The sequence below is a fragment of the Burkholderia sp. Bp9031 genome (assembly GCF_003857965.1).
GTDB lineage: Bacteria > Pseudomonadota > Gammaproteobacteria > Burkholderiales > Burkholderiaceae > Burkholderia > Burkholderia ambifaria_A.
Genome location: NZ_QTPW01000045.1, coordinates 29,330 through 43,098 on the forward strand (window position 1 = coordinate 29,330; position 13,769 = coordinate 43,098).

General features: G+C 66.4%; 9 protein-coding genes. 3 read left to right on the forward strand and 6 right to left on the reverse strand.

The features are described from left to right. Positions 1 to 143 precede the first annotated feature (143 nt). Both uvrA and DIE15_RS33870 read right to left on the reverse strand, forming a co-directional pair. Entirely contained in the window at positions 144 to 6,038 is a 5,895-nt protein-coding gene (uvrA, locus tag DIE15_RS33865; RefSeq protein ID WP_124835585.1) for an excinuclease ABC subunit UvrA, read from the reverse strand. A 182-nt stretch (positions 6,039 to 6,220) separates the two neighbouring features. Further along, complete coding sequence (locus tag DIE15_RS33870) at positions 6,221 to 6,616, reverse strand: helix-turn-helix domain-containing protein (RefSeq protein ID WP_124835586.1); 396 nt, start codon at positions 6,614 to 6,616, stop codon at positions 6,221 to 6,223. A gap of 96 nt (positions 6,617 to 6,712) precedes the next feature. Between DIE15_RS33870 and DIE15_RS33875 the strand changes: the two genes are divergently transcribed. From DIE15_RS33875 to DIE15_RS33885, 3 genes are all read left to right on the forward strand, one after another. Beyond that, a complete protein-coding gene (locus DIE15_RS33875) occupies positions 6,713 to 7,120 on the forward strand; it encodes a DoxX family protein (protein ID WP_057928205.1) in 408 nt (135 codons plus the stop codon). Positions 7,121 to 7,131: 11 nt separating this feature from the next. Next, a complete protein-coding gene (locus DIE15_RS33880) occupies positions 7,132 to 7,875 on the forward strand; it encodes an SDR family NAD(P)-dependent oxidoreductase (protein WP_057928204.1) in 744 nt (247 codons plus the stop codon). A 220-nt stretch (positions 7,876 to 8,095) separates the two neighbouring features. Next, entirely contained in the window at positions 8,096 to 9,091 is a 996-nt protein-coding gene (locus DIE15_RS33885; protein WP_124835587.1) for a D-alanyl-D-alanine carboxypeptidase family protein, read from the forward strand. Between the two features lie 84 nt (positions 9,092 to 9,175). Here the strand turns inward: DIE15_RS33885 and DIE15_RS33890 are convergent, their stop codons facing one another. From DIE15_RS33890 to DIE15_RS33905, 4 genes are all read right to left on the reverse strand, one after another. Beyond that, positions 9,176 to 10,636, reverse strand: coding sequence for an amino acid racemase (locus DIE15_RS33890; protein WP_124835588.1), 1,461 nt, complete (start codon positions 10,634 to 10,636; stop codon positions 9,176 to 9,178). Further along, entirely contained in the window at positions 10,633 to 11,907 is a 1,275-nt protein-coding gene (locus tag DIE15_RS33895) for a dicarboxylate/amino acid:cation symporter (protein ID WP_124835589.1), read from the reverse strand. The genes DIE15_RS33890 and DIE15_RS33895 overlap by 4 nt, the downstream gene beginning before the upstream one ends. 184 nt (positions 11,908 to 12,091) lie before the next feature. Then, a complete protein-coding gene (locus DIE15_RS33900; RefSeq protein ID WP_124835592.1) occupies positions 12,092 to 13,006 on the reverse strand; it encodes a LysR substrate-binding domain-containing protein in 915 nt (304 codons plus the stop codon). A gap of 169 nt (positions 13,007 to 13,175) precedes the next feature. After that, a complete protein-coding gene (locus DIE15_RS33905; protein WP_057928201.1) occupies positions 13,176 to 13,484 on the reverse strand; it encodes an H-NS family nucleoid-associated regulatory protein in 309 nt (102 codons plus the stop codon). Positions 13,485 to 13,769: the final 285 nt, after the last annotated feature.

A 13,769-nucleotide genomic window follows, 5' to 3' on the forward strand; every position in this document is an offset into this window, starting at 1 on the left:
TCGACACATCCCGCGACGATATCCGACGCAGCGATTTGTTCACGCTGTGTGCCGGTTCCCGTATCAGCTGATCGCACGAGCGAATGTAAAAGCGGCCGCGATGTCTGACCCGACACCGCGGCCGCTCACCGGAAGCACCGCGTTCAACCGACCCGCTCTACTCCCTCACGCGCCGCTTCATCGCCCGTCGCGGCCGTGCGCGCCAGCACGGGCTTCAGCGCCTGCCCGGTATGGCTCGCCTCCACCTGCACGAGCCCTTCCGGCGGCGCCGCCGCGACGATCGTGCCGCCGCCCACGCCGCCTTCCGGACCGAGATCGATGATCCAGTCGGCTTCGGCGATTACGTCGAGATCGTGCTCGATCACGACGACGCTATGCCCGCCGTCGACCAGCCGGTGCAGCACACGGATCAGCTTCGCGACGTCGGCCATGTGCAGGCCGACCGTCGGCTCGTCGAGCACGTACAGCGTGTGCGGCGCCTTCTGGCCGCGCCGCGTGATGTCGTCGCGCACCTTCGTGAGCTCGGTGACGAGCTTGATGCGCTGCGCCTCGCCGCCGGATAGCGTCGGCGACGGCTGGCCGAGCGTCAGGTAGCCGAGGCCGACGTCCTTCATCAGCTGCAGCGGATGCGCGATGTTCGAAATCGGCGCGAAGAACGCCACCGCCTCGTCGATCTCCATCGTCAGCACATCGCCGATGTTCCGGCCGCGCCACGTGACGGCGAGCGTCTCCGGGTTGAAGCGCTGCCCGTGGCACACGTCGCACGGCACCTTCACGTCGGGCAGGAAGCTCATCCCGATCGTGCGCACGCCTTGCCCTTCGCACGCGGGGCAGCGCCCGTCGCCGGTGTTGAACGAGAAGCGTGACGCCGTGTAGCCGCGCGCACGCGCTTCCAGCGTATCGGCGAACAGCTTGCGGATCGTGTCCCACACGCCGATATAGGTGGCCGGACACGAGCGCGGCGTCTTGCCGATCGGCGTCTGGTCGACTTCGAGCACGCGGTCGATCTGCTCCCAGCCGCTCAGCGATTCGCAGCCCTGCCACGCATGCGTGACGTTCAGCGACGGCCGCGGCGCGCTGCGTGCAAGCACGCTCGAGCGGCGGTTGGTCGCCGGCGCGTCCTGCTGCGCGGCCTTGCGCGCGCGCCGCGTGGCCGGCGACGACAGCACCGAGCGGCCGACCGCATCGAGCAGGTTCGTCATCAGCACGTCGCGCGCGAGCGTCGACTTGCCCGAGCCGCTGACGCCCGTCACCGCGACGAGCCGCGCGAGCGGAATGCCGACGGTGACGTCGCGCAGGTTGTGCAGCCGTGCGCCATGCACGGTCAGCCAGCCCTCCGGCACCGCCGGTGCGCCCTTCTTGCCCGGCAGGCTCACCGTGCGGCGCGGTTGCAGCGGGTGCGTCATCGGTTGCGCGAGCAGGCGCCCCGTCACCGAATCCGGCTGCGCGGCCAGATCGGCGACCGCGCCCTCGGCGACCAGCATGCCGCCGCGCTTGCCGGCGCCCGGGCCGACGTCGATGATGTGATCGGCGCGGCGAATCGTGTCCTCGTCATGCTCGACGACGACGAGCGTATTGCCCTTGTCGCCGAGCTTGCGCAATGCGTCCAGCAGGATCTGGTTGTCGCGCGGATGCAGGCCGATCGTCGGCTCGTCGAGCACGTAGCACACGCCCTGCAGGTTGCTGCCGAGCTGCGCGGCGAGCCGGATCCGCTGCGCTTCGCCGCCCGACAGGCTCGGTGCCGCGCGATCGAGGCTCAGGTAGCCGAGCCCGACTTCCTCGAGAAACGCGAGGCGGCTGCCGATCTCGCTGACGATGTCGCGCGCGATCTGCGCGTCGCGGCCGGTCAGCTCCAGCGTGTCGATCCAGCGGCGCGTATCGGATACCGTCCACTGCGCGACCTCGACGATCGGATGCGCGTCGAACGTGACCGCGCGCGCGGGCGGGTTCAGGCGCGTGCCGCCGCAATCCGGGCACGGCTCATTGCCGACGCCTTCCGGCTCCTGCTCGTCCGACGGCAGGGTTTGCTCGCGGCCGCGCTCGTCCCCGGCGAGCACCGTGTCGTCGTACGCTGCACGCTGTTCGCGCGTGAGCGTGACGCCGGTGCCGACGCAGGTCGTGCACCAGCCGTGCTTGCTGTTGTACGAGAACATCCGCGGGTCGAGTTCCGGGTAGCTCGTGCCGCACACCGGGCATGCGCGCTTGACCGACAGCACCTTGATCTCGCCGACGCGTGCGGTCGAACGATCGTTCTGCATCGCGTGATGCAGCCCGTCGAGCGGCGCGAGCAGGTGCATCACGCCCTTGCCGAGCTCGAGCGTCTCGTCGAGCCGCCGCCGCAACTCGGCCTCGTTGTCCGGCGACACGACGAGGTCGGCCACCGGCAGCTCGATCGTGTGCTCGCGGAAACGGTCCAGCTTCGGCCACGGATCGACCGTCACGAACTCGCCGTCGACGCGCAGATGCGTGCTGCCGCGCGCCTTCGCCCACTTCGCGAGATCGGTATACACGCCCTTGCGGTTGACGACGAGCGGCGCCAGCAGCCCGACGTGTTCGCCGCGATGGTCGCGCAGCAACTGCGCGGCGATCGATTCGACGGTTTGCGACGTGACCGGCGTGCCGTCGTGGATGCAATGCTGGAGGCCGAGCTTCACGTACAGCAACCGCAGGAAGTGCCAGACTTCGGACGTGGTCGCGACCGTGCTCTTGCGCCCGCCGCGCGACAACCGCTGCTCGATCGCCACCGTCGGCGGAATGCCGTACACCGCATCGACCTCCGGCCGCCCGGCCGGCTGCACGATCGAGCGCGCATACGCGTTCAGCGATTCGAGGTAGCGGCGCTGGCCTTCGTGGAACAGGATGTCGAACGCGAGCGTCGACTTGCCCGAGCCCGACACGCCGGTGATCACGTTGAACTTGCCGTGCGGGATGTCGACGTCGAGCGCCTTCAGGTTGTGCTCGCGTGCATTGACGATCCGCACGACGTCCTCGCCCTCGATCGCGCGCCGCTCGCGTGCGGCGTTCAGCACGGCCTGCAGCGGCACGCCTTCGTCGGCCAGCGCCGTTTCGCCATCCATCGCGCGGTCGTACTGCAGCAGCGCCGCGCCGGTATGCGATTGCGCGCAGGCCTTCACGTCGTGGGGGGTGCCCGCGCACAGCACGAGGCCGCCGCCGTCGCCGCCTTCGGGGCCGAGATCGATCAGCCAGTCGGCCGCGCGGATCACGTCGAGGTTGTGCTCGATCACGATCAGCGAATGGCCGGCCGCGAGCAGCTTGCCGAACGCCTGCATCAGCTTCGCGATGTCGTCGAAGTGCAGCCCGGTGGTCGGCTCGTCAAACATGAACAGCTTCGCGCGCGCGATGCGCGCCTCTTCGCTGGCGACCCGGCGCCCGCCGGCGGCGGCCGCCGATTCGGCGAGGAAGCCGGCCAGCTTCAGCCGCTGCGCTTCACCGCCCGACAGCGTCGGCACCGGCTGGCCGAGCTTCACGTATTCGAGACCGACGTCGACGATCGGCTGCAGCACGCGCAGCACCTCGGCGTCGGTCGCGAAGAACGCGGCCGCTTCGCTGACGGTCAGGTCGAGCACGTCGGCGATGTTCAGCGCGCGGCCGTCGCGCTCGATGTGCACTTCGAGAATCTCGGCGCGGTAGCGGCTGCCGTCGCAATCGGGGCAGCGCAGGTAGACGTCGCTCAGGAACTGCATCTCGATGTGCTCGAAGCCCGAGCCGCCGCAGGTCGGGCAACGGCCGTCGCCCGAGTTGAAGCTGAACGTGCCGGCGCCGTAGCCGCGCTGCAACGCGAGCGGCGCCTTCGCGAACAGCTTGCGGATCTCGTCGAACGCGCCGACGTAGCTGGCCGGGTTCGAACGCGTGGTCTTGCCGATCGGCGACTGATCGACGAACACGACGTCGCCGACCTGGTCGGCGCCCGTCAGGCTGCGGAACGCGCCCGGCGACTCGGTCGCCTTGCCGTGGTGGCGCGCCATCGCCGGATAGAGCACGTCCTGCAATAGCGTCGACTTGCCGGAACCCGACACGCCCGTCACGCACACGAGCCGCTGCAGCGGAATCTCGACCGTCACGTCACGCAGGTTGTGCTCGGTCGCGCCTTCGAGCACGATGCGCGGCGTGTTCGCGTCCACCGGACGGCGCGCCCAGTTCGACGCATGCGCGACGTGCTTGCGTCCGCCGAGATACTCGCCCGTCAGCGTGTGCGCGGAGCGGATGTCGCCCGGCGTGCCGTCGTAGACGATCGTGCCGCCGCGCTCGCCCGGGCCGGGCCCCATGTCGATCAGCCGGTCGGCCGCGAGCATCACCGACGGATCGTGCTCGACGACGACCAGCGTATTGCCCGCGTCGCGCAACCGCTGCATCGCCTCGACGATCCGCGTGAGGTCGCGCGGATGCAGCCCGATGCTCGGCTCGTCGAGCACGAACAGCGTTTTCGTGAGCGACGTGCCAAGCGCCGTGGTCAGGTTGATCCGCTGCACCTCGCCGCCCGACAGCGTGCGGCTCTGCCGGTCGAGCGTCAGGTAGCCGAGCCCCACGTCGCACAGGTATTTCAGGCGCGTGCGCACCTCGGCGAGCAGCAGCTTCAGCGCATCGTCGAGCAGCGCGCTCGGCAGGCTCACTGCGTCGAAGAAGCGGCGGATGCGCTCGATCGGCAGCAGCATCAGGTCGTGCACCGTCAGGCCCGGCAGCGCCTCGAGCTGCGCGCGCGTCCAGTCGACGCCGCGCGGCATGAAGCGATCGGCCGGTGCGAGCACGCCGTCTGCGTTTTCTTTCGAGCCGAGCCGCCATTGCAGCGATTCCGTCTTCAGGCGCGCGCCGCCGCACACGTCGCACGGCGTGTAGCTGCGGTACTTCGACAGCAGCACGCGGATATGCATCTTGTACGCTTTCGATTCGAGGTAGCCGAAGAAGCGTTTGACGCCGTACCACTGGCTCTGCCACTTGCCGTTCCAGTCCGGCGAGCCATTGATCACCCAGTCGCGCTCGGCGTCCGTCAGATCGGACCACGGCGTGTCGCGGCGGATGTCCGCCTTCGCCGCGTAGCGCATCAGGTCGTCCTGGCATTCCTTCCAGGCGGGCGTCTGCATCGGCTTGATCGCGCCGCCGCGCAGCGTCTTGCGCGCGTCGGGGATCACGAGGCCGAGATCGACGCCGATCACGCGGCCGAAGCCGCGGCAGGTCTCGCACGCGCCATACGCCGAGTTGAACGAGAACATCGCCGCCTGCGGCTCCGCGTAGCGCAGGTCGCTGTCGGGATCGTGCAGCCCGGTGGAGAAGCGCCACACCTGCGGCTCGGCGATCGCGTTTTCGGCCTCCGGTGCCAGCACGTACACGTTCACGCGCCCGCCGCCACGCTTCAGCGACGCCTCGATCGCCTCGACCACGCGCACCTTGTCGGCCTGCTGCACGCGGAAGCGGTCGGCCACCACGTCGAGCAGCTTGCGCGGGCCGGTGGGCGACGCGACTTCGCGCTGCGCCTGCACGCGCGTGTAGCCGCTCGCGGACAGCCACTGCGCGACTTCTTCCTCGGACGCGCTTTCCGGCAGCTCGACCGGGAACGTGACGACGACGCGCGGATCGTCGGCACGCGTGCGCTCGACGAGTTCCGCATAGATCGTCTCGGGCGTGTCATGCCGCACCTGCCGCGCCGTCTGCCGGTCGAACAGCTCGGCCGCGCGCGCGTACAGCAGCTTCAGATGGTCGTTCAGCTCGGTCATCGTGCCGACCGTCGAGCGCGAACTGCGAACCGGGTTGGTCTGGTCGATCGCGATCGCGGGCGGCACGCCGTCGACGCGCTCGACCTGCGGGCGGTCCATCCGGTCGAGGAACTGCCGCGCATACGCGCTGAACGTCTCGACGTAGCGCCGCTGGCCTTCCGCGTACAGCGTGTCGAACACGAGGCTCGACTTGCCGGAGCCCGACGGGCCGGTGACGACCGTCATTTCGCCGGTGCGCAGGTCGAGATCGAGGTTCTTGAGGTTGTGCTGACGTGCTCCGCGAATGCGGATCAGATTGCTGGATGACAATTTGCCTGCCCGTCTGAATGAGTTAGCCGGAATTCACGGTGCCGGAACGCTGCGGCGGATGCCCGCAGGCGCGGCGCACGGGCCGCATGGATCATGCCCGCGCGGCTCGAGTTCGACGGATACTATACTGTATATTCATACAGTTTTCCACGAGCAAGCCGAATGCGGGAAAACGCGCCAGATCACTCCGGCTTCACCTTGGCGGAACTGGCCTTGCGTCCGCGCGTCGACGGCTTGGCCGGCACGGTACGCCCGTACTCGTTCCACCATGCCGTCAACGCCTCCATCGTCGGCCCGAGACCGCGCGCCTTTGCGGTGATTCCGTATTCGACGCGCGGCGGAACTTCCGCGAACACCGTACGGGTAATCAAGCCGTCCGATTCCAATTCGCGTAGTTGAGCGGTCAGCATGTGTTGCGTGATGCCGGGAATCGCTTTTCGTAGTTCTCCAAATCGATAGACACGCTGATTGAGCAGCCACATGATCTCCAGCTTCCACTTGCCGGAAAGCAGCGAGAATGCGCGTCTCATTTCATCGTGCATATTCACTTCGTCGGCATCATTAGTCATCTTTTCCATACCAACAGACAGAAAATCATCCTACTTGCGGGATTTCATCTTAGACGACATTCTTGCGCCAAGTCGAGATCGACGAAACTCAGGAACCCGCAACAAATGGCTGAAAATCTCGCATACTGGATCAGCACCGCATTGCTGTCGCTGCTCTATCTGGCATCCGCAACGCTCTACATCGTCAAGCGGGATTGGGTCCGTAAAACCCTCGTCGAATTCGGCTATCCCGCGTATCTCGTGCCGCTCCTGATCGTCGTGAAGATCGCCGCCATAGCGGTCATCCTGACGCGTGTCGGCGTACCGCTCAGCGATCTCGCGTACGCAGGCATCTTCTATCACCTGCTGCTTTCCGCACTCGCACACATCGGTGTTCGCAAGCCACGCGGCGCACTGCCGGCAGCGGCCGCCCTCGTCTGTCTCGTCGTTTCATTCACCACGCAAAACGCCGCGCGTGACATCCCGTCACCGTACGGCATGGTCGCGACGACGCGTCATGCAACCGTCAGCTAAAGGAGAACGTCATGGCCCGACTCAACGGGAAAATTGCCATCGTAACGGGCGCAGGCCGAGGCATCGGCCGCGCCATCGCGAAACGGTTCGCCGCCGAAGGCGCAACGGTAGCGGTCGTGTCGCTCACGTCGGCCAACGTCGATGCGGTTGTCGCCGACATCGAGGCCGCCGGCGGCCATGCGCTCGGCGTCCCTTGCGATCTCGGCAGCGCCGATCAGATCAACGCCGCCGTCGACAAGGTCGCCACGACGTGCGGCGGCATCGACATACTCGTGAACAATGCGTTCGATCCGTCCGTGCCGTTCTCCTCGATCGCCGAGTTATCGGTGGAGAAACTGCAAAGAAACTTCGATCTCGGGCCCATCGCGTACCTGAGGATGATGCAGGCGGCTTACCCGCACCTGAAAGCGAGCGGCGAAGGGCGAGTGATCAACTTCGGCTCGATGGCCGGCGTCATGGGTCTCGCGGGATACGGTCCGTACAACATGGCCAAAGAAGCGGTACGCGCGCTGACGAGAACCGCCGCGCGCGAATGGGCCGCTGACCGGATCACGGTCAACAACCTGTTGCCGTTGGCGCAGACGTGGAGCGAGAACGCCAACGTGCCGCCACCGACCAACCCGCTGGGGCGTTTCGGCACACCCGACGACGACATCGCGCCGGTCGTCCTGTTTCTCGCCAGCAAGGACGCACAGTTCCTGACCGGCTACAGCCTCACGCCGGACGGCGGCTCGATCATCGACAGCGCACGCTGAACGACGCTCCGCGGGTGCGTGTCGTTACGGCGTACGGCCCGCGCGTTCGAGGTCGTATGCCGCTCACGCATCACGCGATGCCGACACGGCATCGCACGCGCCGCGTCGTCGCTTATGATCGGCGTCCGCGAATCCTGTCGCGATACGTCACGCCAGACGCTCCCCGTCGACACATCCGCTCGACGCCCGATCAGCCCTACCCGTCACGACTCACATTCCCATGCAGGTTATTCGGCATACGACACGACGATTCCATTCACGCCTGCGCTTCCCCCGCTTGCTGGCTGCCATTACCGCCTGTCTGACAGCACTGGCCGAAGCCGCGCCCGCACCTGCACCTGCACCTGCACCTGCACCTGCGCCTCCACCGCCGAACATTCAAGCCGTGTCATGGCTCGTCGTCGACGGTGCGTCCGAACAGATCCTCGCCGAGCACAACGCGGACGCGGCGCGTCAGCCCGCGTCGCTCACCAAGCTCATGACCGCGTATATCGTGCTTCGTGCGTTGCGCGACGGAACCCTGAGCTGGGACGAAAAGGTCACGGTCGGCGTGTCCGATGTAGCGGAAGTCGGCAGCGACGAAGCCCGGATGTATCTCGTCCCCGGACAGCGCGTCACGGTCAGGCGCCTGGTCCAGGGCCTGATCGTCGCGTCGGCGAACGATGCGGCGCTGGTGCTGGCCGAGCGGGTCGGCGGCTCGCCGGCCGGTTTCGAGCAACGGATGAACGACACGGCGCGGCAGATCGGCATGCAGCACACCCGTTTCACCACGCCGTCAGGCATCACGACGCCGGGCAACCATTCGACCGCTCGCGATCTGTCCACGCTGGCACTCCGTCTCACGCGAGACTTCCCGGAATACTACGGGTACTCATCCGAGCAGCGCTTCTCCTACGGAAAATTCGAGAAGCGCAACAAGAACTGGCTGCTTGGCATGGATCCGTCCGTGGACGGCCTGAAGACGGGACACACCGCGGCCGCCGGATATTGCATCGTCGCGACCGCGAGCCGATTGCAGGCCGCCCCCACGATGAAGCGCCGCGTGTTCGCGGTGGTCCTGGGCGCGCCCACTGCTGCAGCAAGAATATCGGATGCGGCCCGGTTGCTGAACTACGCATTTTCCTCGTACCGGGATGACGCAGCGGCGCCCTCGTCCGGACGCCATTTCATCACGCGCCCGGCCGGGCCGGGTGCAGGCGATGCGGGCAGAACCTGATGCGACGCCGACGCGCCTGAACCGTGCCTCGAACCCGGCGGGCGTCAACCTCATCATCAACGCCCTCCCCAAACAGGAACCGACTCAGCCACCGCCCGCCGTCGCATAACCAATGCACGCGCGGGCAAGCACTTCGGTCGGATCGACCAGCGTTGCCCGACTCCCGTTGCGCGCCACATATTCGCCGCCCGGCAACAGGATCGGCAGTTCGGTACATCCGAGCACGATCACGCTCACACCTTCGGCAATCAACGCCTCGACGGCCGCACCGATATCCTCCTCGCACTGTCCGGTCGTAAAGCCTGCCTTGACGCCCTGCTTTCCGTAGATCGCCTCCATCACGCGCGCCTGCAACGCCGGCGCCGGCGCCACTTGCCGAAGGCCTTGCGACGCCAGCGCCCGCTTGTACACGCCACTTTCGATCGTGCCCGACGTCGCCAGCACGCCCACCTCCCGCAGCGCCGGATAGGTATCGCGCAGGTGGGCGACCGTGACCGTCAGCATGTTGACGATCGGAATGCCGAGATAAGGCTGAATCCGTTCGACGAACGCATGCGCGGTGTTGCATGGAATCGCGATGATGTCGGCATCGCCGTCTTCCAGCTTCTTGCAGGTCGCGTACAGGGAGATCGTCGGGTCCGCACCGGTGCCGACCAGGTTCTCCGTCCGGTCGGGAATCTGCGGATTCTGTTCGACCAGCAGCTTGATATGGTCCTGATCGCGCGACGCCGGCGTGTTGCGCACGATCTTGTCCAGGAAATCGACCGTCGCGGCCGGACCCACGCCGCCGACCACGCCGATCTTGAACGGCGCCGTGCGCGAACCCGGCTGCCCGGTCACCGCGTACTGCGCATACGCGAGGTTCGAATCCACGAGCGGCACGCGCTGCGAGCCGATTTCGTCCGCGACGAGCGCGATCTCGGTCAGCCCCGGGACGATGACCTGCACGCCCTGATCGACGAGATCCTCGCAGGCACGGCGCAGCAGCTCGACCGGCCGGCCCCGAAGATTGCCGCGCTTGATGCCGTCCGATCCGTAGATGGCCTCGGTCACGAGATCGACACCTTCGTGCGGCCGCGGATAGACGACTTCGAATGGCGGTGACGCGAAATAGGTGTCGAAGAGCTGCTTGTCGCGCACATAGTCGGAAGCGAGCACGCCGATGCGCGTCGCGTCGGGATACTTGCGCCGCACGTGGCTGCGAACCGCTTCGACGATATCGACGATCGGCAGGCGCGTATTCGCCTTCAGCTCGTCGATGAACGTATGGCTCAGGAAACACGGCAGCACGACCGTCGTCACGCCACGCTGCTCGAACGACCGGATCATGTCGAACACGTACAGCTTGCGCTCGATGGTCGCCGCACTGCCCGACCCCGAGCCCTTGAACGGGTATTGCTCGAAGATCACTTCGTCGTGCTCCTCGTCGGACGACGCAGGCGTCGCCTTCACCATCTTGAAGAACACGTCGGCGCTCCCCAGCGGCCCGAGACCGCCGACCACGCCGAATTTCCGCCGCGCATTCCCGCTATCCGTGCGCATCATGCGTTCAGCTCCGGCTGGTCGAATACGGCGCCTTCCGGCTTCGCGGCACGCCGGCCTTCCCACTTCGCGATCACCGCCGTCGCCACGCTGTTGCCGATCACGTTCGTCATCGTGCGGCCCATGTCGAGGATCTGGTCGATCGCCAGGACCATCGCGACGCCGGCCGCCGGCAGATGGAACATCGGCGCGACCGCCGCAACCACCACCACCGAGCCGCGCGGCACGCTCGCCATGCCCTTGCTGCTCAACATCAGCACGAGCAGCATGAAGACCTGCTGCGACAACGGCATGTGCACGCCAAACGCCTGCGCGATGAAGATGGCCGCAAACGCCTGATACATCATCGAGCCGTCGAGGTTGAACGCGTAACCGAGCGGCAGCGTGAAGCCCACGACCTTCTTGTCGACGCCGAACTTCTCGAGCTGCTCGGTCAGGCGCGGATAGGCGGCCTCACTGCTCGCGGTCGAGAATGCGATCAGCGCGGGTTCGCGTACGGCCTTCAGCAGGCTGCCGACGCGCCGCCCGAGAAACACGTAGCCGACGCCGATCAGGATCATCCAGAGCACGAGCAAGCCGAGGTAGAACGCGCCGATCAGCTTGCTATACGTGACGATCACGTCGAGCCCGCGCAGCGTGACCGACGAAGCGATCGCACCGAATACGCCGAGCGGCGCCGCGCGCATCACGTAGTTCGTCAGGCGCAGCATCACCGGCACCATGCCGTCGATCGACTGGATCACGACGCCGACGCGCTTGTCGTGCTTCAGCGCACTCAGCGCGACGCCGAGAAAGATCGAGAACACCAGGATCTGCAGGATGTCGTTGCGCGCCATCGCGTCGAGCAGGCTGGTCGGGAACGCATGCGTGATCACGTCCCGGGCGTTCAGGGCAGCGGTGTTCAATCCGGTGTTGACCTCGCCGGCGGTCTCCGTGAGGTTCAGGCCCGCGCCCGGCTGCAGCGCATTGGCCATGACGAGGCCCAGGCTCAACGAAAGCAGCGACGCGCAGATGAACCATCCGATCGAACGCAGGCCGATGCGGCCGACGTCTTCGCCGCTGTCCATGCCGGCCAGGCCGGAGACGAGCGTCACGAACACCAGCGGCGCAATGATCATCTTGATCAGGCGCAGGAAGATATCGGTGACGATCGAGAAGTAGCCGGCGACCGCTTTGAGCGTGGCCGGGTCCGCTATGCTGGTGTGGCACGCATAACCGGCGACGACACCGAGGATCATGCCGATTGCAATGCTCAGGGTAAGGCGATTTTTCATGTCCATTCGTCCTTGGGTGACGCCCGGCCGCCGGGAGGCGAACGAGCGCTGCGAAGAAGGCCGCGCGACGCCGGTCACGCGTCACGGTTGCCGCTGGAACGAATGGTAGGGATGGTCAAAAACTTCGTGATGCCGGTGCAACATGGCTGTATGCGAGTTCCGCATAAGGCGGGAAAACCCTTGCTCACCCTAGCCGGGCAGGCTCCGCGCGCAGATGCTGCCAGAGCGTGTCCAGGAAGTCGCTGCGGTTCGACACGTCGCGATACACGCGCAGCTCGACGTCCAGATTCCACGCCGCCGCTCCGGCCGGCACGAGCTCGCCGGCCGCCAGTTCCTCGGCGATCGCGCTGCGGGGCAGCCACGCGACGCCCTCACCTTCCATCACGAGCTTTTTCAGCACTTCGGCCATGTCGGACTCGTAATGCAGTTGCAAGGCCGGCGTGTCCGACGCACGACCGAGCAGCAGCGCGAGACATCGACCGAAGTAGCTGGTTTCCGTATAGGAAATCAGCGGCAACGGGTTCTGTCTCGTTCCGGGAAGGCGAAACGCGGGCGCCGAATGGCGGTTCGGCCGGCACGCCGGCATCAACGTGTCGAGGCCCACGGTCAGGTGCTCGTATTTCGCGGGGTCGAGATGAAGCGGAAGCTCGGGATGGTGATAGGCGAACATGAGCTCGCAGTTGCCGTTGACGAGCATCAGGATCGAGTCATGGACATTGGTCGGAATGACGCGCGCCCGCACCTCGCCGAAATGCGGGGCGAGCGCCTTGAGCCAGGCCGGCAGGAAGCTCAGCGCGATCGTGTGGCCCGCGGCGATCTGCAGGCTCTTGCCGGCGATCCGCTGCTCGGTGCGGATGATGGCCCGCGTGTCGAACAGGCGGCTGAGCACGTCCTCGGCGGTCTCGCGAAACAGGCGCCCCGCCGGCGTCAGCACCGGCGGAAAGCTGCTGCGGTCGATCAGTTCGGCGCCGATCCACTGCTCGAGCGACTGAATGCGGCGGCTGAAACCCGATTGCGTGACGTTGCGAAATTCAGCCGCGCGGGAAAAGCTCTGATATTGAGCAAGCGCGAGGAAATCCTCGATCCATTTGATTTCCATGTTGGCCTTGGAGGGTCGCGGGTGGATCGGCCCGCGCGTCACCCAGGTCAGGGTGAAGCGCAGGCCGACGGACGCCTCCATTGTAGGTGCTCGCTCTTCGGCGACGCGTTGGCGTTGGCGTTGGCGTTGGCCTCGGCGCCAGCAACCGGCGCGCCGCGCGATTGCCCGTTCAGTCGTCCTGGTGCTCGATCAGGAAACGCTCGCGGCGCTTTCCCTTGATCCACGCGGGCTCGCGCCCCCGCCCGCTCCATGTCGTTCCGGTGTTCGGATCGCGGTACTTCGGCGCTACGGTGACCGTTGGCCTTGCAGGCTTCCCCACGCCCCCCTTGCGGCCGAATATCTGCTTCGGCGTCAACCCGTATTCGGCGACACGGTTGCGGACTTCCTGCAGCACGGTTTCGAGTTCGGCCAGTCTCGCTTCCTCGGCCCGTCTCATCAGTTCATCGGCTTGCGCCTTCAGTTCGCGATAGCCCGACATCCTTTTCCTCCAAATTGTTCCGGCGTCTTGAAAAGCCGAACGGGACGCTCGTCCCGAACGGTTCGTTATGTTCTCGACGGGTGACGGTTGCGTCTGCGGCGGCCCGCGTGTTCGAACGCTCGGCGCCGCGACGGACCCGCCCCCGCACGTATCGGATGCGTCGACAATTCGACAATACGCGTGCGTACGTCGCTCAGAACGGCAGCTCGACGTCCGGCTTCGCGGCCGTCAGCACGCGGCGGAAATCGTCCTGGATGCGCTCGAGCCCTTCCTTGGTCTCCGATT

Bases quoted from the DNA above. Each gene is read 5' to 3' on its own strand.
- DIE15_RS33900 (WP_124835592.1), bottom strand. From the start codon at position 13,006: ATGGAAATCAAATGGATCGAGGATTTCCTCGCGCTTGCTCAATATCAG.
- DIE15_RS33885 (WP_124835587.1), top strand. From the start codon at position 8,096: ATGCAGGTTATTCGGCATACGACACGACGATTCCATTCACGCCTGCGC.
- DIE15_RS33875 (WP_057928205.1), top strand. From the start codon at position 6,713: ATGGCTGAAAATCTCGCATACTGGATCAGCACCGCATTGCTGTCGCTG.
- DIE15_RS33870 (WP_124835586.1), bottom strand. From the start codon at position 6,616: ATGGAAAAGATGACTAATGATGCCGACGAAGTGAATATGCACGATGAA.
- DIE15_RS33895 (WP_124835589.1), bottom strand. From the start codon at position 11,907: ATGAAAAATCGCCTTACCCTGAGCATTGCAATCGGCATGATCCTCGGT.
- DIE15_RS33905 (WP_057928201.1), bottom strand. From the start codon at position 13,484: ATGTCGGGCTATCGCGAACTGAAGGCGCAAGCCGATGAACTGATGAGA.
- DIE15_RS33890 (WP_124835588.1), bottom strand. From the start codon at position 10,636: ATGATGCGCACGGATAGCGGGAATGCGCGGCGGAAATTCGGCGTGGTC.
- DIE15_RS33880 (WP_057928204.1), top strand. From the start codon at position 7,132: ATGGCCCGACTCAACGGGAAAATTGCCATCGTAACGGGCGCAGGCCGA.